General features: G+C 72.0%; 14 protein-coding genes. 6 read left to right on the top strand and 8 right to left on the bottom strand.

Translation table 11 applies throughout. The features are described 5' to 3' along the window. Nucleotide 1 precedes the first annotated feature (1 nt). A complete protein-coding gene (locus tag CV755_RS13890) occupies nt 2-904 on the bottom strand; it encodes an alkaline phosphatase family protein (RefSeq protein ID WP_435881454.1) in 903 nt (300 codons plus the stop codon). 202 nt (nt 905-1,106) lie between these two features. Next, complete coding sequence (locus CV755_RS13885; RefSeq protein WP_109280541.1) at nt 1,107-1,634, bottom strand: PadR family transcriptional regulator; 528 nt, start codon at nt 1,632-1,634, stop codon at nt 1,107-1,109. A 126-nt stretch (nt 1,635-1,760) separates the two neighbouring features. On the opposite strand from CV755_RS13885, the gene CV755_RS13880 reads away from it, so the two are divergent. Together CV755_RS13880 and CV755_RS13875 are read left to right on the top strand one after the other, a co-directional pair. Next, on the top strand, nt 1,761-2,543 hold the full coding sequence (locus CV755_RS13880) for an alpha/beta fold hydrolase (RefSeq protein WP_109280540.1): 783 nt from the start codon (nt 1,761-1,763) through the stop codon (nt 2,541-2,543). A 91-nt stretch (nt 2,544-2,634) separates the two neighbouring features. Next, nucleotides 2,635-3,018, top strand: coding sequence for a roadblock/LC7 domain-containing protein (locus CV755_RS13875; RefSeq protein ID WP_109280539.1), 384 nt, complete (start codon nt 2,635-2,637; stop codon nt 3,016-3,018). Nucleotides 3,019-3,113: 95 nt separating this feature from the next. Here CV755_RS13875 and CV755_RS13870 read toward each other — a convergent pair whose 3' ends face one another. Beyond that, complete coding sequence (locus tag CV755_RS13870) at nt 3,114-5,627, bottom strand: DEAD/DEAH box helicase (protein WP_109280538.1); 2,514 nt, start codon at nt 5,625-5,627, stop codon at nt 3,114-3,116. A gap of 142 nt (nt 5,628-5,769) precedes the next feature. Here CV755_RS13870 and CV755_RS13865 point away from each other — a divergent pair, with 142 nt between their 5' ends. Continuing rightward, complete coding sequence (locus tag CV755_RS13865; RefSeq protein ID WP_109280537.1) at nt 5,770-6,558, top strand: metal-dependent hydrolase; 789 nt, start codon at nt 5,770-5,772, stop codon at nt 6,556-6,558. A 92-nt stretch (nt 6,559-6,650) separates the two neighbouring features. After that, nucleotides 6,651-8,270 carry a peptide-N4-asparagine amidase gene (locus CV755_RS13860; RefSeq protein WP_193553403.1) on the top strand — a complete coding sequence of 540 codons (1,620 nt, stop codon included), beginning with the start codon at nt 6,651-6,653 and terminating at the stop codon, nt 8,268-8,270. Nucleotides 8,271-8,284: 14 nt separating this feature from the next. Here CV755_RS13860 and CV755_RS13855 read toward each other — a convergent pair whose 3' ends face one another. Continuing rightward, nucleotides 8,285-8,761 carry a MarR family winged helix-turn-helix transcriptional regulator gene (locus CV755_RS13855; protein ID WP_241561198.1) on the bottom strand — a complete coding sequence of 159 codons (477 nt, stop codon included), beginning with the start codon at nt 8,759-8,761 and terminating at the stop codon, nt 8,285-8,287. 158 nt (nt 8,762-8,919) lie between these two features. On the opposite strand from CV755_RS13855, the gene CV755_RS13850 reads away from it, so the two are divergent. Then, nucleotides 8,920-10,725: an ABC transporter ATP-binding protein gene (locus tag CV755_RS13850; RefSeq protein WP_109280536.1), complete on the top strand. Its 1,806-nt coding sequence runs from the start codon at nt 8,920-8,922 to the stop codon at nt 10,723-10,725. Between the two features lie 112 nt (nt 10,726-10,837). Here CV755_RS13850 and CV755_RS13845 read toward each other — a convergent pair whose 3' ends face one another. The 4 genes from CV755_RS13845 to CV755_RS13830 are packed head-to-tail and all read right to left on the bottom strand — an operon-like array spanning nt 10,838 to nt 14,282. Further along, complete coding sequence (locus tag CV755_RS13845) at nt 10,838-11,518, bottom strand: LutC/YkgG family protein (protein WP_241561197.1); 681 nt, start codon at nt 11,516-11,518, stop codon at nt 10,838-10,840. After that, nucleotides 11,488-12,957, bottom strand: a complete 1,470-nt coding sequence (locus CV755_RS13840; protein WP_109280535.1) for a lactate utilization protein B — start codon at nt 12,955-12,957, stop codon at nt 11,488-11,490. Before CV755_RS13840 ends, CV755_RS13845 begins: the two co-directional genes overlap by 31 nt. Then, entirely contained in the window at nt 12,951-13,667 is a 717-nt protein-coding gene (locus CV755_RS13835; RefSeq protein ID WP_109280534.1) for a (Fe-S)-binding protein, read from the bottom strand. The genes CV755_RS13840 and CV755_RS13835 overlap by 7 nt, the downstream gene beginning before the upstream one ends. A 33-nt stretch (nt 13,668-13,700) precedes the next feature. After that, nucleotides 13,701-14,282 carry a gamma carbonic anhydrase family protein gene (locus tag CV755_RS13830; RefSeq protein ID WP_109280533.1) on the bottom strand — a complete coding sequence of 194 codons (582 nt, stop codon included), beginning with the start codon at nt 14,280-14,282 and terminating at the stop codon, nt 13,701-13,703. A 150-nt stretch (nt 14,283-14,432) separates the two neighbouring features. Between CV755_RS13830 and CV755_RS13825 the strand changes: the two genes are divergently transcribed. Continuing rightward, nucleotides 14,433-20,727: type I polyketide synthase (locus CV755_RS13825; protein ID WP_109280532.1), on the top strand; the 6,295-nt coding region annotated here is incomplete at its 3' end.

Below are 20,727 nucleotides of genomic sequence, written 5' to 3'. Positions count from 1 at the left end.
GTCAGTTGTTCCAGATGCCGGTGATGTCCTGGGCGTTGGCGGCGTTTCCGGCGTGCGCGGTGCCGTACATGTCCTCCAGGGTGTGCAGCACGTCGTAGTGGTTGTAGGTGGTGTCGGTGGACGAACCGGCCCTGACCGGCTGGCCGTAGAGGACGGTGGGGATGCGGTTGCCGCTGAGCCGGTTGTCCTCGTCGAAGGTGAGCAGCAGCAGACTGTTGTGGTTCTGCGCCCAGTCGGCATAGCTCTTGAGGTTGTTCCTCAGCCAGTTGTCACCGGTGGCCACCGAGCAGTCGTGCATATCGCTGCAGAGGTTGGGGATGACGAAGGACACCGTGGGCAGCTGGCTGTAGTCGGCGGGGAAGGCGTCGAAGGTGTGGGCGCTGGACAGCGGCACATTGCTGAAGCCGAACCAGGGGTTGTGCTTCTGGGCGTAGTCGCCGCTGCGGCAGACCGTGGAACCCTCCGACGGGAGCGACTCGTTGTAGCTGCCCCAGCTCTTGCCGGCGTCGGCCAGCTCGGAGGCCAGGTTGGGGGCGTCGCTGAAGCCTATGTCCACACAGCTGTCGTCGGTGACGCCCTGGGTGTCACCGGAGAACAGTGCATAGTAGTTGGGCTGGCTGGGGTGGGTCTCGGCGAAGGACTGGGTCAGATTGGCGCCGCCCCTGACCAGGGAGTTGATGTAGGGGGCGCTGGATGAGCCCACCACCTGGTCATAGGCGTGGTTCTCGAAGACGACCACCACCACATGGTCCGGGGTGGGGACGGCCGCGGCCGGGGAGGCGGAGGAGCTGGAGGCCCATAGGCCGAGGGAGGCGGCGGCGAGCGCGAAGGCCGCCGCCAGGGCGCCGGTCCGGCGGTGGCGGGGTCTGCGCGGGGCGGGGTGGTCGAGGGCTGCGGCGGGCACGGGTCCTCCGTACATGGGGGTGGGCGGCAGCACTTCCGGCGTGGTGCGGTGGCAGCGTAGGACGGCCGTACTGGCATGTACACGACTTGGAGGTGACGGAAAGGGAAAGGACGGCCGAGCGGTTGGTGACACGCCCCGGGGGCTGTCCAAGTGTGCCCCTCGCCAGGGGAGTTGAATCCCCGGCGCACACCGGTGCGCCGGGTCAGCCGGCCCGCAGCTCCGCCAGGGTGCCGCGCAGCCAGGCGAGTTCGGCGCGGCTGGTGGCACGGGCGATCAGCAGCACCCCGCGCCGGAAGGGGTCGTCCATCTCCTCGGCGCGCAGCGGCCGGTCGCCGGAGTAGAAGAAGCTGGCGGGCTCGCTGAGGAAGGCCAGCCGCCGTTCCAGCACGGCCGCCTGGGCCCGGGGGGCCTCGAGGTGGCGCAGAAAGGCCAGCAGGGTGAACCAGCGGTTCTCATCGGTGATGTCCGTCTCGGCCGGCTCCGCCAGACGGCGGCGCAGCTCGGCGCGGCCGGCAGCGGTCAGGCTGAGTACATGCCGGGGCGCCGCCCCGGCGCCCGGCCGGGTCTCGCGCGTCAGCAGTCCCGCCTTTTCCAGCCGCTTGACCGCGGGGTAGAGCGAGCCCTCGGCCACCGGCTTGATGTGACCGGTCAGGGCGGCGATGCGCTTGCGCAGCTCATAGCCGTGCAGCGGGGCCTCGAAGAGAAAGCCCAGGATGGCGAGTTCCAGCATGCCGGTATTCAACCTCAGGGGCGTGGTACATCGCCATTGCAATACATCGAAGTCGATGTATTGTTGCGCCCCGTCGCGGTACACGTTGTGCCGCCGCGTTGTACCGCCGTCGAAAGGGGAACGGGCATGTACCAGGCGGAATTCGGTCCCGAGGGGGCCTGTGTGCGGTGGACCGAGACGGCGGGGGAGGGCCCCGCCCGGGTGTATGTCCACGGGCTGGGCTCCTCCTCGCCGGTGTACTACGCCCATATCGCCGCCCGCCCCGAACTGGCCGGGCGGCGCTCGCTGTTCGTCGATCTGCCCGGCCATGGCATCAGCGACCGGCCCGCGGACTTCGGCTACTCCCTGGAGGAGCATGCCGACGCGCTGGCCGCGGCGCTGGACGCGGCCGGGGTGCGCGGGGCCGAGCTGATCGGGCACAGCATGGGCGGGGCGGTGGCCATTGTGCTGGCCCACCGGCGGCCGGAGCTGGTCGGCGGACTGCTGCTGGCGGAGGCCAGTCTCGATCCCCGCCCGCCGGCGACCGCGGGCAGCAGCGGGATCGCGGCCTATGGCGAGGAGGAGTTCCTCCGGGACGGATGCCGGCGGACCCTGGAGCGAGTGGGGCCGGTGTGGCGGGCCACCATGCGGCTGGCCGACCCGGTGGCCCTGCACCGCAGCTCGGTGCACCTGGTGCGGGGCACCCGGCCGACGATGCGGCGGATGCTGCTGGATGCCCGGATACCGCGGCGGTATCTGCAAGGAGAGCTCAGCGGTGAACTCCGCGGGCGGGAGGAGCTGGTGACCGCGGGGGTGGAGGTGGAGACGGTGCCGGGGGCCGGGCACAACCTGATGTTCGACAACCCCGATGCCTTTGTCGCCGCGGTGCGGCGGGGTCCGGTGCGGGCGGCGGCCGTACCGGTGGGCTGAGCTCCGGCACGGGGCCGGGTTGCCGACGGGTCGCGGGTGAGCAAGGCTTGCACGGCAGTTCGGGAACCGCGAAACGGGGAGGCGGCGGCATATGACGCTCGACAGGGAACTCGGTCCGATGCTCGACGATCTGACCCGGCGGGTGGAGGGGATACGCCACGCGCTGGTGCTGTCCGATGATGGACTGGTCACCGGCGCCAGCGCGGAGTTGCAGCGCGAGGACGCCGAGCATCTGGCCGCCGTGGCCTCCGGGTTGCAGAGCCTGGCCAAGGGGGCGGGACGTCAGTTCCGGGCCGGGCGGGTGCGGCAGACGATGGTCGAGTTCGACGGGGGAGTGCTGCTGGTCACCGCGGCGGGGGACGGGAGTTGTCTCTGTGTGCTGGGCGGCTCCGGGGCCGATATCGGGCAGATCGCTTATGAGATGACGGTGCTGGTGGACCGGGGGGAGCGGGGGGCGGAGCCCGGCAGGGAGTGAGTGGGGTACCGGTCCGCGCGATGGCGCGGAGCCGTTGCCGCCTTCGGCGGATTGCCCCCACCCACGCACTCGTTACCCGCCCCCGGAAGGCCGCCCTACAACTGCCCTACCGAGGTGACCCGGACCACCGCCCGGCCCTCCTCGTCGGAGGCCGTGAGATCCACCTCGGCCGAAATGCCCCAGTCATGGTCGCCGTTGGGGTCCGCGAAGGTCTGGCGGACCCGCCACAGACCGTCCTCGGGGTGTTCCTCGATGCGCAGCAGCTTGGGGCCGCGGGCGTCGGGGCCGGTGCCCAGGTCCTCGTACTCGTCCCAGTAGGCGTCCATCGCCTCCGCCCAGCGCTCCTCGTCCCAGCCGGACTCGGCATCCATCTCGCCCAGTTCATCCACCTTGTCCAGGGCGGCCAGCTCCACCCGGCGGAACATGGCGTTGCGCACCAGCACCCGGAACGCCCGGGCGTTGGAGGTGACCGGCTTGACCTGGTCGGCCCGCTCCTGGGCCTGCTCGGCGGTCTCCTCCTCCGGGTTGGCCAGCTGCTCCCACTCGTCCAGCAGGCTGGAGTCCACCTGGCGCACCATCTCGCCCAGCCAGGCGATCAGGTCCTCGAAGTCATCGGACTTCAGATCGTCCGGCACCGTGTGGTCCAGGGCCTTGTAGGCGCTGGCCAGATAGCGCAGCACAATGCCCTCGGTACGCGCCAGGTCGTAGAAGGAGGTGAACTCCGTGAAGGTCATGGCGCGTTCGTACATATCGCGGATGACCGACTTGGGGGAGAGCGGATGGTCGCCGACCCAGGGGTGGCTCTTGCGGTAGACGTCGTAGGCGTGGGTGAGCAGCTCCTCCAGCGGCTTGGGGTAGTCGATGTCCTGCAGCCGCTCCATGCGCTCCTCGTACTCCACCCCCTCGGCCTTCATCGCCGCCACCGCTTCGCCCCGGGCCTTGTTCTGCTGGGCGGCCAGGATCTGCCGGGGGTCGTCCAGGGTGGACTCCACCACCGACACCATGTCCAGGGCGTAGGAGGGGGATTCGGGGTCGAGCAGCTCAAAGGCGGCCAGGGCGAAGGTGGACAGCGGCTGGTTGAGCGCGAAGTCCGACTGGAGGTCCACCGTCAGCCGGACGATACGGCCCTCGGCGTCCGGCTGGTCCAGCCGCTCCACCACACCGCCGTGCAGCAGCGAGCGGTAGATGGCGATGGCCCGGCGGATATGGCGCAGCTGGTTCTTGCGCGGCTCATGGTTGTCCTCCAGCAGCCGGCGCATCGCCTCGAAGGCGTTGCCCGGGCGGGCGATGACCGACAGCAGCATGGTGTGGGTGACCCGGAACCGGGAGGTGAGCTGCTCCGGTTCGGCGGCGATCAGCTTCTGGAAGGTGTTCTCGGTCCAGTTGACAAAGCCCTCGGGTGCCTTCTTGCGCACCACCTTGCGCCGCTTCTTGGGGTCGTCGCCCGCCTTGGCCAGGGCCTTCTCGTTCTCGATCACATGGTCGGGGGCCTGCGCCACCACAAAGCCCGCGGTGTCGAAGCCCGCCCGGCCGGCCCGCCCGGCGATCTGGTGGAACTCCCGGGCCCGCAGGGTGCGCACCCGCTGGCCGTCGTACTTGGTGAGCGCGGTGAACAGCACCGTACGAATGGGGACGTTGACGCCCACGCCCAGGGTGTCGGTACCGCAGATCACCTTCAGCAGGCCGGCCTGGGCCAGCCGCTCCACCAGGCGGCGGTACTTGGGCAGCATCCCCGCGTGGTGCACCCCAATGCCGTGCTTGACGAAACGCGCCAGATTCCGGCCGAACTTGGTGGTGAACCGGAAGTTGCCGATCAGCTTGGCGATCTCGTCCTTTTCCTCGCGGGAGCACATATTGATGCTCATCAGCGCCTGCGCCCGCTCCACGGCGGCCGCCTGGGTGAAGTGGACGATATACACCGGGGCTTGGCGGGTCTGGAGCAGCTCGGTGAGGGTCTCGGTGAGCGGGGTGCTGCGGTACTCATAGGACAGCGGCACCGGGCGGGTGGCCGAGCGCACCACCGAAGTGGGGCGTCCGGTACGGCGGGTGAGATCCTCCTCGAACCGGGAGACATCGCCCAGGGTGGCCGACATCAGGATGAACTGCGCCTGGGGCAGCTCCAGCAGCGGGATCTGCCAGGCCCAGCCGCGGTCCGGCTCGGCATAGAAGTGGAACTCATCCATCACCACCTGGCCGATATCGGCGTCCTTGCCGTCCCGCAGGGCGATGGAGGCCAGCACCTCGGCGGTGCAACAGATCACCGGGGCGTCGGCGTTGACCGAGGCATCGCCGGTGAGCATGCCGACATTCTCGGTGCCGAAGAGCTTGCACAGGTCGAAGAACTTCTCCGAGACCAGCGCCTTGATGGGCGCGGTGTAGAAGGTCACCTGGTCATGGGCGAGCGCGGTGAAGTGGGCACCGGCCGCCACCAGGCTCTTGCCGGAGCCGGTCGGAGTGGAAAGGATCACATTCGCGCCGGAGACCACCTCGATCAGCGCCTCCTCCTGCGCGGGGTAGAGCGTGATGCCCCGCTCCTCGGCCCAGGTCGAGAAGGCCTCGAAGAGGGCATCGGGGTCGGCATGGCTCGGCATCTGATCGATAAGGGTCACGCCTCCATACTGCCTGGCCCGCCCCCGGATCGGACAACCGGCCGGTCAGTCGGTGATCATCGAGGGTTACGCTGAGTTGCCGAACCGGCGTCAGAAACATGGGACGCCTTACGGCACAAGCCAACAAAAGGGGTGGACGACCATGATGGGACCGGCGCACTCGCTGTCCGGTGCGGCGGCCTGGCTGGGGCTGGGCGCGGCCATGGCCGCCGCCGGGGAGCCCATGCCCTGGCCGGTGCTGGTGGTCGGGGCGCTGATCTGCGCGGGCGCCGCCCTCGCCCCGGACCTGGACCATAAGTCGGCCACCATAGCGAGGGCGTTCGGCCCGGTGTCCAGAGTGCTGTGCGAGCTCATCGACAAGCTGTCGCACGCGGTCTACCAGGCCACCCGGGGCCAGGGCGACCCCCGGCGCAATGGCGGCCACCGCACGCTGACCCATACCGCGCTCTGGGCCGTGCTGATCGGCGCGGGCTCCTCCGCGCTCGCCGTGCTCGGCGGGCGGTGGGCCGTACTGGGCATCCTCTTTGTCCACTTGGTGCTCGCGGTCGAGGGACTGCTGTGGCGCTTTGCCCGTACCGCCCACGATGTCATGGTCTGGCTGCTCGGCGCGGCGGGCGCCTGGATCCTCGCCGAGATCCTCAACCGGCCCGGCAATGGCGCCGGCTGGCTCTTCGGTGACGGCCGGGAGTATCTCTGGCTGGGACTGCCGATACTCCTTGGCGCGCTGGTGCACGACATCGGGGACGCGCTGACCGTCTCCGGCTGCCCCATCCTCTGGCCGCTGCCCATAGCCCGTAAGCGCTGGTATCCGCTGGGTCCCCCCAAGCCGATGCGTTTCAAGGCCGGCAGCTGGGTGGAACTCAAGGTGCTCACCCCGGTGTTCATCCTGCTCGGCGGGGTCTGTGGAGCGGGTGCGCTGGATCTGGTCTGAGGGGACGCTCCGGGCGCCCGGTGGCCGGGATTCCGCTGGTGGCCAAGACGCACCCTAGCCGGGCGCGGCGCAACGCGCTTCACTCCTGGCGCATGAGACGACTGTTGATCGCACTGAGCGCCATGGCCCTGGGGCTGGCCCTGGGCGTCCACCCGGCGGCCGCCGCGCCCCCGCCGCCCGCCGAGTTCGGCACTTCCTGGCACGACCCGGTCACCGCGGCCCCGCCGGTGTCCGTACCCCACACCCACTCCTGCCAAGTCACCGTCGCCCAGACCGAATTCCGCGACTACACCCCCTATCGCGCCACCTACACCCCGCCCCGGGGCTGCGGCGACCACTGGAGCAAGGTGGTGCTGCGGCTGGACGGCTCGGTGGCCGGGCGGCAGTACGACAGGCTCGGCTATCTGCACATCGGCGGGGTGGAAGTGCTGCGCACCTCCACCCCCGAGCCCTCACCCAAGGGCGTGGCCTGGCATATGGAGAAGGACGTCACCCGCTATGCGCCGGTGCTGCGCTCCAACCAGCCGGTGGAGATGCTGATCGGCAATGTGGTGAACGCCACCTATACCGGGGTCATCAAGGTCAAGGCCACCCTGACCTTCTATGCCGCCGGGGGCCGGACCCCGGCCGCCCGCACCCCGGACCGGGTGCTCACCCTGGACGGGGCGCACAGTGAAGGGGCGGTGTACGAGGGGAAGTTGAGCACTCCGCGGAACACCGAGCGGATTCTGGCCGAGGTCTATGCCACCGGATCCGGCGGCGGCTGCGAGGAGTTCTGGTATCTGGCGGCGCCCGAGCAGGCGCCCTACTCCTGCAAGTCCCAGTACGGGCCGCACCGTGAGGTGCGGGTCTCGGTGGACGGCCGGCTCGCCGGGATCGCCGCCCCGTACCCGACGGTATGGACCGGCGGCTGGTCCAACCCCTTCCTGTGGTACGTCATCCCCGGCCCGCGGGCCTTTGACGTCAAGCCGGTGGAGTTCGATCTCACCCCCTTCGCCGGGCAGTTGAACGATGGGAAGCCGCACCGGATATCGGTGTCGGTGGCCGGGGTACCCAAGGGGCAGAGCGGCTGGGACACCCCGGTCAACGTCCTGGTCTGGCAGGACGCCAAGTCGGCCGTGGTCACCGGCGGGCTCACCGGGTACCGGGAGGAGACCCCGCGGCACACCACCGCCTACCAGGCCGGCACCCCGCACCGGGTGACCGCCGACGCCGAGCACACCCTGACCGTCGCCGGGTATCTGAAGACCTCGCACGGTCGCGTCACCACCACGGTCAGCCGTCGGGTCACCGACACCTCACTGCACCGCTGGAGGGACGGCGAGAACACGGACGGTCTGCGGGCCCGCTGGAACGACGACGAGACGGTCACCGTCGCGGGCCATGGACCGGCCACGGTGAGCACCACTCGACGCGAGTACCGCATGGAAGGGGTGACCACCGTCAATCCGGACAACCGGCTGCGGACCGTGCTGACCATGGGCGACCGGGCGGATATGGACACGGTACGGGCGGGGAAGCGGCTCGGCTGGAGCCGGCTGGACGACACCTATGCCGGTAACGCGTCCTATGTGCAGAACGTGCCGCGGGAGCAGCGGCATGCGAAGGGGGTTTCCCGGGAGCGGTACCAGCTGCGGGGGGCCGGGGTGTGCTACGACCGCAGCCTGGTCAGTGTGCAAGGACAGCTGACCGAGGACCGCTCGGGCTGCTGATGCGGGGCGGCGCCCTAATCCCCGCACGGTGCCGGGCCGCCGCCCAGTAGTTCGGCCAGCAGGCCGCCGAGTGCCGCACGGCGCTCGGCGGTCAGCGGCGCCAGGATCTCCTCCACTGCTCCGCGGCGCGCCTCGCGCAGCGCCCGGAGGGTCTGCCGGCCCTCCTCGGTGAGCTCCACCCGGATCACCCGGCGGTTGACCGGATCCGGCACCCGGCGCACCGCGCCATTCGCCTCCAGGGCGTCCACCAGGGTGGTGACCGCCCGGGGGACGACCTCCAGGCGCCCGGCCAGATCCGCCATCCGCGGCGGGCCGCTCTCCCGGTCGTGATGGGACAGCGCGCGCAGCAGCCGGGCCTGGGCGGGGGTGATCCCGATCGGGTCCAGATAGCGCTTCTGGGCGCGCTGGAGCTTGCGGGTCAGCCGCAGCAGCTGCTCGGCCACCTGGGCGGAGGGGTCGGCCATGGTCGTGGACGGGTCGGGGGCGGTCATGGGCCCAGGATATCGGACGAAGTGCATTGTGAGCGTAGGTAACAATGAGCTATGCTCTGCTTGGTTGGGTTGCTCGGAGGGTCCGCCCCCGAGCGTGCCAAGCCCGCCTCCGTCCCGTTGCGGCCTTCCCGGCCGAGCCCGACCACACTGAAGGAGCCATGCGCCGCGATTCCACCGACTCTCTACCGACCCCCGCTGATACCGGGCAACCCGCCCAAGTCCGCCGGATCTTCCGGCTGTTCCGCCCCTACCGGGGCCGACTGGCCCTGGTGGGCGGGCTGGTGGCCGCCTCCTCGCTGGTCGGCCTGGCCTCGCCGTTCCTGCTGCGCGAGATGCTGGACACCGCCATCCCCCGGCACCGCACCGGGCTGCTCACCCTGCTCGCCCTGGGGATGATCGGCGCCGCCGTGGTCAACAGCGTCTTCGGAGTGCTCCAGACGCTGATCTCCACCACCGTGGGCCAGCGGGTGATGCACGATCTGCGCACCGCGGTCTACGCCCGGCTGCAGAGCATGCCGCTGGCCTTCTTCACCCGCACCCGCTCCGGGGAGATCCAGTCAAGGATCGCCAATGACATCGGCGGGATGCAGTCCACCGTGACCTCCACCGCCACCTCGCTGGTCTCCAATCTCACCAGTGTGGTGGCCACCATTGCCGCGATGCTCGCCCTGGACTGGCGGCTGACCGCGGTCTCGCTGCTGCTCCTGCCGCTGTTCGCCTGGCTGAGCCACCGGGTGGGCCGGGAGCGCAAGAGGATAACCTCCCAGCGGCAGAAGCAACTTGCCGCGATGGCCACCATGGTCACCGAGTCGCTCTCGGTCAGCGGCATCCTGCTGGGCCGCACCATGGGCCGGGCCGACTCGCTGACCGCCCGGTTCACCGAGGAGTCCGAGCGGCTGGCCGGGCTGGAGGTAAGGGCCGGGACGGCAGGCCGCTGGCGGATGTCCGTGATCGGCATTGTGATGACCGCCATGCCCGCCGTCCTCTACTGGTCCGGGGGAATGGCCCTGGCCTTTGGCGGGCCGGGGCTCTCCCTGGGCACCCTGGTGGCCTTTGTCTCCCTCCAACAGGGCCTGCTGCGGCCCACCGTGAGCCTGCTGAGCACCGGGGTGGACATCCAGAGCTCGCTCGCCCTCTTCCAGCGCATCTTCGAGTACCTGGACCTCCCGGTGGAGATCACCGAACCGGAGCGGCCGGTGCGGCTGGAGCGGATCAGGGGCGAAGTCCGCTTCGAACAGGTGGAGTTCAGCTATGACCCCGAGGGCTCCGTCCCGCCCACCCTCACCGGGATCGATCTGGCCGTGCCGGCCGGCGGCAGCCTGGCCGTGGTCGGGCCCACCGGATCCGGCAAGAGCACCCTGAGCCAGCTGGTGCCCCGGCTCTATGACGTCACCGGCGGGCGGGTGCTGATCGACGGAGTGGATGTGCGCCGGCTGGACTTCGACAGCCTCTCCCGGGCGGTCGGGGTGGTCTCCCAGGAGACCTATCTCTTCCATGCCTCGGTGGCCGACAATCTGCGCTTCGCCAAGCCGGAGGCCACCGATGAGGAAATCCGGGCCGCGGCCCGGGCGGCCCAGATCCATGACCATATCGACGCCCTGCCCCAGGGCTATGACACCCTGGTCGGCGAGCGGGGCCACCGCTTCTCCGGCGGCGAGAAGCAGCGGCTGGCCATCGCCCGCACCATCCTGCGCAACCCGCCCATCCTCATCCTGGACGAGGCGACCTCCGCCCTGGACACCCGCACCGAGTACGCCGTCCAGCAGGCCATTGACGCTCTCTCCGCGGGCCGCACCACCATCACCATCGCCCACCGGCTCTCCACCATCCGCGACGCCGACCAGATCGTGGTCCTGGACGCCGGGCGGATCGCCGAATCCGGCACCCATGAGCAACTGCTGGCGCAGGACGGGCGCTATGCCGCCCTGCTGCGCCGGGACGCCCAACTGGCCACGGTGGGATAGAGGGTGCCTCCTTGGGACGGTCCGAGCACGGCGAGATCCACTGCCTCGGCCATCAGCCGGTGGCCCGGCTTGGCCGGCACATCCCGCGCAGGCGCGAACCACAGGGTCACCCTCAGGGGTTGACCAGCAGCACCTCCAGGGTGCGCGGCCCATGGACCCCTTCGACCCGGTCCAGTTCGATATCGCTGGTTGCCGAGGGGCCCGAGATCCAGGTCAGCGGCCGCAGCGGGTCCAGCCGGCGCAGGGCCTGCGGCACCGAGTCCACCACCTGGTCGGGGAGGCGCACCACACACAGATGGTGGTCGGGGATCAGGGTGATCCGGCGCCGCCCCTGGTCCGGGCCGGCGTCCAGGACCACGGTGCCGGTCTCCGCGATGGCCAGGGCGCAGCCGGTGACCACGCTGTCCATGGCGTCCAGGTCCCGGTGGGTCAGCGCGGGGGAGTCGGTGACCGGCTCCACCACCGCCCGGGAAAGCCACTGGGGCGGCAGCCCGGCGGGAACCACCACCCGCCGCGCACCGCGCCGGGCCAGCAGCCCGGCCAGCAGCGCGGGCAGGCCCGCGGTGTCCGTACGGTGCACCCGGGCGCGGTAGTCGGCCAGATTGGCGGCCAGCAGTTCCACGGTTTCCTCGGGTGTCCGGGTGCCGTGCACGGCGGCGTAGTCGCGGGGGACGGGGTGGTCGGCGGGCCGCTCATGGGCGGGGACGTCCGCCAGTGCCCGCCGTACCCGGGCCAGGATCCGCTCCCGGCTGCCATAGCCGTTCACCGGCCACCGCCCCGGGTGCGCGCCCACCAGTCGCGGAACGACTCCGGTGGTACCTCGGGCAGTTCGCGGCTCTCGGTCCAGGCCCGGCCGGGCCCGGGCAGCCGCCGGGGATGCAGCCGGCGGGTACGGGCCGCCAGGCGCTGGCCCCGGCGCAGCACCCCGGGGCGGTCCAGCGCCCAGGCGGCGGCGTCCATCACCGTCCGTTCCAGGGTGTGCCTTCGGGCGGGCCTGATCACCGTGCGGGTGCCCCGCAGGGTGGCCTCGCCGCCCTCGGCCACCCGGGCCCGTAGATGCAGCAGCACCTCGGGGATGTCGATGGCCACCGGGCACACCTCGTAGCAGGCTCCGCAGAGTGTGGAGGCGAAGGGCAGCGACTCCTCCAACGGCGAGGCCAGGCCGCGCAGTTGCGGGGTGAGGATGGCGCCGATGGGCCCCGGGTAGGGCGAGCCATAGGCATGGCCGCCGGCCCGTTCATAGACCGGGCAGACATTGAGGCAGGCCGAGCAGCGGATGCAGCGCAGGGCCTGCCGGCCCACCTGGTCGGCCAGGGTGTCGGTGCGCCCGTTGTCCAGCAGCACCAGATGGAAGTGGCGCGGGCCGTCGCCCTCGGTGGTGCCGGTCCATAGCGAGGTATAGGGGTTCATCCGCTCGGCGGTGGAGGAGCGCGGCAGCAGTTGCAGATAGATTTCCAGGTCCTGCCAGGTGGGCACGGTCTTCTCGATGCCCACCACCGAGATCAGTGTCTCGGGCAGGGTGAGGCACATCCGGCCGTTGCCCTCGGATTCCACCACCACCAGGGTGCCCGTCTCGGCGACCATGAAGTTGGCGCCGGAGACGGCGACTTTGGCCCGCAGGAACTTCTCCCGCAGATGCAGCCGGGCGGCCTCGGCCAGTTCGGCGGGCCGGTCGCCCAGCCCCTTGGGTGCCGGGCGGCCCCAATGCCCCATCCGCTCACGGAAGATGTCCCGGATCTCACCGCGGTTGCGGTGCACGGCGGGCACCAGGAGGTGGGAGGGGGTGTCGTCGGCCAGCTGCACAATCAGTTCGGCCAGATCGGTCTCATAGGCCCGGATGCCCGCCCGGGCCAGGGCCTCGTTCAGCCCGATCTCCTGGGTGGCCATGGACTTGACCTTGACCACCTCGCGTTCGCCGGTGGCCCGTACCAGTCCGGTGACGATGCGGTTGGCCTCCTCGGCGTCGGCCGCCCAGTGCACGGTGCCGCCCGCGGCGGTGACCCGTTCCTCCAGCCGCAGCAGATAGTGGTCGAGATGGCGCAGGGTGCGGTCCTTGACGGCGGCGGCCGCTGCCCGCAGCCGCTCCCAGTCCGCCAGTTCGGCCACCGCCGCCGCCCGCCGCTCGCGGATCAGTCCGGTGGCATGCCGCAGATTGGCCCGCAGCCTGAGGTCCCGGGTGGAGCGGCCGGCGGCCTCGGGAAAGGCGGGCATGCCCAGCTGGGTTTTCACCACACCTCCCCTTCCGTGCTGGCCAGGATCTCCGCCAGATGCACCGGGCGCACCGCCGACCCCTGGCGGGCCAGGGTGCCGCCGATATGCAGCAGACAGGAGTTGTCCACCGCGCATACCGCGCTCGCCCCGGCGGCGGTGACGGCCCGCGCCTTGTCGGCCCCCATGGCGGCGGACACCGCGGGATTCTTCACCGAGAAGGTGCCGCCGAATCCACAGCATTCCTCCGCACCCGCCAACTCCCGCAATTCCAGCCCCTTTACGCATTCCAGCAGCCGCCGTGGTCTGTTACCCAGTCCCAGGACGCGCAGCCCATGACAGGTGGGGTGGTAAGCGACCGGATAAGGGAAATACGCGCCGACGTCCGTCACCCCCAGCACATCGACCAGGAATTCGGTCAGTTCGAAAGTCCGGGAGGCCACCCCGGCTGCCGTCTCACCGGCCAGCCGCGGGAATTGCTCACGGACCATGGCGGCACAGGAAGCGGACGGCGTGACAATGTGCTGGTAACCGCCGAACGCCTCCAGATACCGGCGCACCAGCGGCCCGGTGCGGCCGCGATAGCCGGTGCTGAGAAAGGGCTGGCCGCAACAGCTCTGCCCCATGGGGAAGTCCACGGTGACGCCCAGGCGTTCCAGCACCGCCACCGTGGCCCGCCCGGTGCGCGGACGGAGCGTGTCATTGACGCAGGTGACGAACAGCGCGACGCGCATCGGCCCTCCTCCTCGACGGTGACCGGCCCGCCGTCATCCTGTCGCAGCCCCGGGCGCCAGGGAAGATCGGTGCAGGCCGGCCAGGCCCAGGTAGTTCTGGGCATGGGTGTCGATCAGGGCGATGTCCTCCTCGGTCACCTGCCGCACCACGGCCCCGTGCGGTCCGGCCACCAGGGAACGCGGCGGCACCTCGCGCCCCTCCGGCACCACGGTGCCCGCCGCCACAATGCTCAGCGCCCCGATCCGCGCCCCGTTCAGCACCCTGGCCCCCAGGCCCACCAGCACATCGTCCTCCACCACACAGCCATGCAGGGTGGCCTGGTGACCCACGCTCACCCGGGCGCCGATGCGCACGGCGAACCCGGGATCGCTGTGCACCACCACCCCGTCCTGCACATTGCTGGACTCGCCCAGCCGGATCTCGTCGCCGTCCGCCCGCAGCACCGCGTGGTACCAGACGCTGGACCGGGCGGCCAGCACCACCGGGCCCACCAGCACGGCGGTCGGCGCCACAAAAGCCGAGGGGTCGGGCAGCGGCCCACGGCCCAGAACCGGAACCGTCAGCACGCCCGGCAGCGCCGGAACCTGAATGTCTTGTGCGGAAATACTTTTCATGGAGGTACCGATTCCCCGGGTTGCTGGAGCGCCAAGTTCTTTGGGCTGTCCGTGCCTTCTTGCGGACATGCGGCCGAATATTCCGACAGTCGCCCCTAGCATGAGCCCCTGAGAGCGAAATACCGGCATTCCACCGTGAGGAGTCTTTCCATGGTGTCGTCATGTGATGCGGGCTCCGGGGCCATCGCCATCGTCGGTGCCGCCTGCCGGCTCCCCGGCGGCATCAGCAGCCCGGACGAACTCTGGCAAGCCCTGTGCGCGGGCCGGGACCTGACGGGAGAAGTGCCGCCCGACCGCTTTGACGCGGCCCGCTGGCTGGACCCGGACCCCCGGCGCCCGGGCAAGAGCTACTGCATGGCCGGCGGCTTCCTGGACGATGTACGAGGCTTCGACGCCGGCTATTTCGGTCTGTCGCCCCGCGAGGCCGGGCGCATGGACCCCCAGCAGCGGCTGATGCTGGAACTCGCCGTCGAGGCCCTGGACAGCGCCGGCATCGACCCCGCCACCCTGGCCGGCTCCCGGACCGCCGTCTACGCGGGCGCCTCCAGCCAGTCCTTCGCCTTGCTCCAGGGCCTCGACCCCCGCTCGGCCAACGCCTACACCATGACCGGCGGCGCCGCCTGCAATATCGCCAACCGGGTCTCGTACTTCCTCGACCTGCGCGGACCCAGCCTGGCCGTGGACACCGCCTGCTCCTCCTCCCTGGTGGCCCTGCACCACGCCTGCGAGGCGCTGCGCACCGGCCGCAGCGAACTCGCCCTGGCCGCCGGCGTCAATGTCCTGCTCAGCCCCTTTGAGTTCATCGGCTTCGCCAAGGCCTCCATGCTCTCGCCCACCGGCCGCTGCCGCCCCTTCTCCGCCGAGGCAGACGGCTATGTAAGGGCCGAGGGCGGCGGCCTGGTGGTGCTCAAACCCCTGGCCGCGGCGCTGGCCGACGGCGACCGGGTGCAGGCCGTCATCCTGGGCAGCGGTGTCAACACCGACGGACGCACCCCCGGCCTGGCCCAGCCCAGTCCCGAGGCCCAGGAGGCCCTGCTGCGCGAGGTCTACTCCGCCGCCGGAATCGAGCCGGACGAGCTGGTCTATGTGGAGATGCACGGCACCGGCACCCCGGTGGGCGACCCGGTGGAGTGCGGCGCGGTCGGCCGGGCCCTGGGCAGCCGGCGCACCTCGGGCCGGCCGTTGCCGGTGGGCTCGGTCAAGAGCCACCTGGGCCATCTGGAACCGGCCTCCGGGATGGCCGGACTGCTGAAGACCATGCAGGTGCTGCGCCACCGCCGGCTGCCCGGAAATCTGTACGCGCTGCCGCTGAACCCGGCCATCGACTTCCGGGCGCTGGGCCTGGCCCCGGCCACCGAGACCCGCCCGCTGGAGCCCACCGCCGACGGCCGGGCGGTGGCCGGGGTGAACTCCTTCGGCTTCGGCGGCGCCAACGCCCATGTGGTGCTGGCCTCCCCGCCCCCGGCGACCGGGCCCGCCCAGCCGCCCGGCCACCGGGCCCTGCCGGTGCTGGTTTCCGGCCGTACCGAGGAGGCCGCCGCCGAGGCCGCCCGCCGGCTGGCCGCCCGGCTGCACGGCTGCCCGCCCGAGGAGTTCTACGACCTGGCGTACACCACCACCCGCCGCCGGGGCCGCCATGAGAAGCGGATCGCGGTACTGGCCCCGGACCCGGCCGCCGCCGCCCGGCGGCTGGGCGAGCTGGCCGATGCCGGACCCGCCGCGGTGACCCCGGCCGCCGAACGCGGCTCGGTGGCCTTCGTCTTCTCCGGCAACGGCTCCCAGTGGACCGGCATGGGCGCCGAACTCCTGGCAGAGGACGGGGACTTCCGCACCGCCGTGGCCGAGGCGGACACCGTGCTGCGCCCGCTGCTCGGCTGGTCGGTACACCAGGAACTGGCCACCCCCGGCAGGCCGGACACCACCGATGTGGCCCAGCCCCTGCTGTTCGCCGTCCAGGTGGGCCTGGTGGCCATGCTGCGGGCCCAGGGCATCACCCCGGCCGCGGTGACCGGACACAGCTCCGGCGAGATGGCCGCCGCCTGGGCGGCCGGCGCCCTGGACCTGGCCGGCGCGGCCCGGGTGGTGGTGGCCCGCTCCCGCGCCCAGGCCGGCACCGCGGGCGACTGGGGCATGGCCGCCCTGGGCGCCGACCCCGCCCACGCCCAGCGGCTGCTGGAGCCCCACCAGGGCCGGCTGGAGATCGCGGGCATCAACAGCGCCCAGGACGTGACCATCAGCGGTGACCGGCACTCCCTGGCCGAACTCGGCGAACACTGCGCCCGCGAGGGGCTGTTCTTCCGCCGGCTCGCCCTGGACTACGCCTTCCACAGCCGCGCCATGGACGGCCTGGAGGAGAGCCTGCTGGCCGACCTCACCGACCTCAAGGCCCGCCGCGCCGAGGTCCCTTACGCCTCCGCCACCACCGGCACCATGCTCTCCGGCACCGAACTGGGCGCCCGTTACTGGTGGGACAATCTGCGCCGCCCGGTGCTGTTCGCCCCCGCCGTGCGCCAACTCACCGGCCTGGGCTGCGATATGTACCTGGAGATCGGCCCGCACCCGGTGCTCTGCGGCTACCTCAGGCGGCTGACCGCCGACGCCCGGCCGCCCGCCCTGGTGCTGCCCACCCTCTCCAGGGACGCCCCCGGACAACAGGCCGTGCACCACGCCGCCGCCCGGCTGCTGGCCGGCGGCGTACGCCATGACCACCGGACCCACTTCCCCCGCCCCGGCCGGGTGGTGGACCTGCCCAACTACCCCTGGCAGCGCGAGAACCACTGGAACGGCGACCCCGCCGCCTGGGCCGGCGGCTGTGGCGACGGCACCGTGGACCACCCCCTGCTCGGCGAACGGGCCGCGGTCGCCGAACCCGTCTGGCACGGCCCCTTCGACCCCGCCCGGGCGCCCTACCTCAGCGACCACCGCATCGGCGGCACCGCCGTGATGCCCGCCGCCGGCTATGCCGAGATGATGCTGGCCGCCGGACGCCGGGTCATCGACGCCGCCATGGAACTCACCCAGCTCACCGTGCCCACACCCCTGGTACTGCCCTTCGACGAGGAAGACCGTCAGGTCGAGCTGCAGACCGCGCTGTCCGCCGACGACGGCCTGATCCAGATCGCCGGCCGCAGCGAGCCCGGCGCCCCCTGGCAGCAGCACGCCCGCGCCCGGCTGCGCCGGCTGTACGCACCGGTGCCCCAGCTCGCCGACCTGGAACGGATCACCGCCGGACTGCCCCGCCGCCGCACCGCCGAGGAGCACTACCGGCTCACCCGCCGCAACGGCCTGCACTACGGCCCCGCCTTCCAGGTGCTGCGCGGGCTGCGGGTCGGCGACGGCGAGGTGCTGGCCGAGTACGCCGCCGCGCACACCGCCCTGGACGGCTATGAGGCCCACCCCGCGCTGCTGGACGGCGCCCTGCAGGCCGGCGCGGTGCTGCTGGAGGACATCACCGAGGACGGAGTGCCCTTCCTTCCGGTGGCCGTGGAACGCCTGCGCGCCTGGCGGCGGATGCCGGCCGGCGGCCATATCCATGTCCGCTCCCGCGCCCGCTCCACACGCGAGGCCCTGTGGGACATCACCGTGCTGGCCCCCAATGGACTGGTCTGCCTGACCCTGGAGGGCTGCCGGCTGCGCCGGTTCGACCAGCGGGCCCGCCACGGCCTGGCGTACACCACCGTCGCCCGCGCCGCCCCCCGCCCCGGACCCGCCCGCACCCCCGCCCCACTGCCCCCGCCCGCGCAGACCGCCCTGGCCTGCGCCGGACCATTGGGCGCCATCGAGACGGACCACCGGGCCCTGGCCCGGCTGCGCGAACTGACCGCCCACTTCGGCGCGGCCGCGGTGGCCGCCCTGCTGGGCGACGGCCGCACCGGCACCTTCACCGTCGCCGAACTGCCCGCCGCCCCCGGCTATGGCGAACTGCTGGAGCTGCTGCTGCGCACCGCACACGCCCATGGCCTGGCCGAGCCCATGGACCAGGGCTGGCGCCTGACCCGCCGGGCCGCACCGCTGGAACGCTTCCGGGCGGCCGCCGAGGAATGTCCCGGCCTCGGCGTGGAACTGGCCCTGCTCGCCGCCGTCACCGTGCAACTGGTGGAGGTGCTGCGCGGCCACCGCGACCCGGCCGAGCTGCTGGCCGCCGAGACCAACCGCCATCTGCTCCAGGAGCTGCGCACCGACGGCTGCACCAGCCGCTACGCCAACCGGGCCGCCGCCACCGTGCTCGCCGAACTGGTCCGCCGCTGGCCCGCCGGCCGGCCGCTGCGCGTCCTGGAAGTGGGCGCCGGCACCGGCGGCGCCACCTCCCATCTGCTGCCGCTGCTGCCGGACCGTACCCGCTATGTCTTCGCCGACCGCTCCAACGCCGGCTTCCCCGGCGCCCAACGCCGCTTCGCCGACTACGACTTCATGGACTACCGGGTTCTGGACCCCGACCGTGACCCGGCCCAACAGGGCTGGAGTGAGGGCGACTTCGACCTGGTGATCGCGGTGGGCTCGCTCACCGCGAGCCGCCATCTGCCCCGCGCCCTGGACCATCTGGCCCGACTGCTGGACGACGGCGGGCAGTTGCTGGCCGTAACCCCGCCGGACCCGGCGGTGCTCGCCCTGCTCACCGCCCTGCCGCCCGCCTTCTGGGAACGCGAGGACACCACCGCCCGCCCCGACGGGCCGCTGCCGGACACGGAGGGCTGGCGGCGGCTGCTGGCGGAGGGCGGCTGGCGGGATGCGGCCGTCCTCGGCGAACCGGCCGCCGGCACCGTACTGCTGGCCGGACGGCCGGAACGCGCCCGCCCGGCCGCCGCACAGCCGGAACTCTCCGGCGGCTGGCTGATCGCCGCCGAGCCGTCCCGGGCCGCCCTGGCCTCGGTGACCGGAGAACGGCTGGCGGCGGCCGGCGGCCGGGTGCGCCACATCGCCACCGGCACCGAGGCCGACTACTGGTCCACCCTGCTGGCCAGGGACCCTGGAGAGCTGAATGTGGTCCTGCTGCTGGGCACCGGCGACCCGGTGGGCCACACCGCGCTGCTGCGCGCCCTGGCGGTGGCCGCCGGATCCCGCACCGGCCTCACTCTCTGGCTGGTCACCCCGCCCACCGGTGCCCTGCCCGACCCCGAACCCCCCGCCGCCCCGGCGCTGGCCGCCGCCTGGGGCGTGGCCCGCTGCCTGGCCGCCGAACACCCCGACATCCGGGTCCGCCGGGTGTCCCTGGAGCCCACCGACCGGGTGGAGCACGACGCCGACCGGCTGGCCGCCGAACTCATCCACCCCGATGAGGAGGACGAGATCCTGCTCGGCGCCGCCGGACGGTTTGTCCCCCGGGTCCGCGCCGGGTCCGCGCCCCCGCCCGCCGCCCAGGCGCCGGCGTACGCCCTGCGGGTGAGCGAGCCCGGCCGCGGCTACCGGCTGGACTGGGTCCCCGGCCCGGTGCCCGAACCCGGCCCCGGGGAGGTGGTGGTCGAGGTCCGCGCGGCCGGCCTCAACTACCGGGACGTCCTCCAGGCCCTGGGGTCCGTACCGCTGGACCCGGAGGACGGCGGGCAGCGGGCCGGCATGGAGTGCGCCGGAGTGGTCACCGCGGTCGGCGCCAAGGTCTCCCAACTGGCCGTCGGCGACCGGGTGTTCGGCTTCGGCTCGGGCACCCTGCGCTCCCATGTGGCGCTGCCCGCGGCCACCGTCGGCCGCATCCCCGGCGAGCTGGACTTCACCGCGGCCGCCACCCTGCCGGTGGTCCTGCTCACCGTCCACCACGCCCTGCACCACCTGGCCCGGCTGGCCCCCGGCGAGACCGTACTGGTGCACGGCGGCGCCGGCGGCGTGGGACTGGCCGCCGTGCACTATGTCCGGCAGGCCGGTGCCCAGGTCATCGCCACCGCGGGCACCCCCGCCAAACGCGAACTGCTGCGCCTGCTGGGCGTCCGGCATGTCCTGGACTCCCGCAGCCTGGGCTTTGCCGACCGGATCCGGGAGCTCACCGGCGGCCGCGGCGTCGATGTGGTGCTCAACTCCCTGGCGGGCGAGGCCATCAGCCGGGGACTGGAGGTGCTCCGGCCCGGCGGCCGCTTTGTCGAACTCGGCAAACGGGACCTCTATGCCGACAACCGCCTTCCCCTGGGTCCCTTCCTCAACAACCTCACCTTCTGCGCCGCCGACCTGGCCCAGCTGGCCCGGCAGCAACCGGCCGCCGTGGCCGCCGAGTTCGCCGAGATCACCGAGCGGGTGCGGGAGAAGGTCCACCGCCCCATCGCCCACCATGTCTACCCGGCACAGCGGGTGGCCGATGGCTACCAGGCGCTCCAGCACTCCCGCCATATCGGCAAGGTGGTGATCTCGCTTGCCGCCGCCCCGCCGCTGCACCGTGAGCCCGGCGTGCTCCGGCTGGACCCGAGGGCCTGCTATCTGGTCACCGGCGGACTGGGCGGCTTCGGCGCCGCCACCGCCCGCC

The sequence above is a fragment of the Streptomyces orinoci genome (assembly GCF_003121295.1).
GTDB classification, from domain to species: Bacteria; Actinomycetota; Actinomycetes; order Streptomycetales; family Streptomycetaceae; genus Streptomyces; species Streptomyces orinoci.
The sequence above is the reverse complement of the archived record's forward strand: the minus strand, read 5'-3'. Positions and strand labels throughout refer to the sequence as shown.

What these genes read in the sequence shown, in the direction of transcription:
- CV755_RS13865 (WP_109280537.1), top strand. Translation starts at nt 5,770, where the DNA reads ATGATGGGACCGGCGCACTCGCTGTCCGGTGCGGCGGCCTGGCTGGGG.
- CV755_RS13835 (WP_109280534.1), bottom strand. Translation starts at nt 13,667, where the DNA reads ATGCGCGTCGCGCTGTTCGTCACCTGCGTCAATGACACGCTCCGTCCG.
- CV755_RS13850 (WP_109280536.1), top strand. Translation starts at nt 8,920, where the DNA reads ATGCGCCGCGATTCCACCGACTCTCTACCGACCCCCGCTGATACCGGG.
- CV755_RS13855 (WP_241561198.1), bottom strand. Translation starts at nt 8,761, where the DNA reads ATGACCGCCCCCGACCCGTCCACGACCATGGCCGACCCCTCCGCCCAG.
- CV755_RS13880 (WP_109280540.1), top strand. Translation starts at nt 1,761, where the DNA reads ATGTACCAGGCGGAATTCGGTCCCGAGGGGGCCTGTGTGCGGTGGACC.
- CV755_RS13875 (WP_109280539.1), top strand. Translation starts at nt 2,635, where the DNA reads ATGACGCTCGACAGGGAACTCGGTCCGATGCTCGACGATCTGACCCGG.
- CV755_RS13830 (WP_109280533.1), bottom strand. Translation starts at nt 14,282, where the DNA reads ATGAAAAGTATTTCCGCACAAGACATTCAGGTTCCGGCGCTGCCGGGC.
- CV755_RS13860 (WP_193553403.1), top strand. Translation starts at nt 6,651, where the DNA reads ATGAGACGACTGTTGATCGCACTGAGCGCCATGGCCCTGGGGCTGGCC.
- CV755_RS13885 (WP_109280541.1), bottom strand. Translation starts at nt 1,634, where the DNA reads ATGCTGGAACTCGCCATCCTGGGCTTTCTCTTCGAGGCCCCGCTGCAC.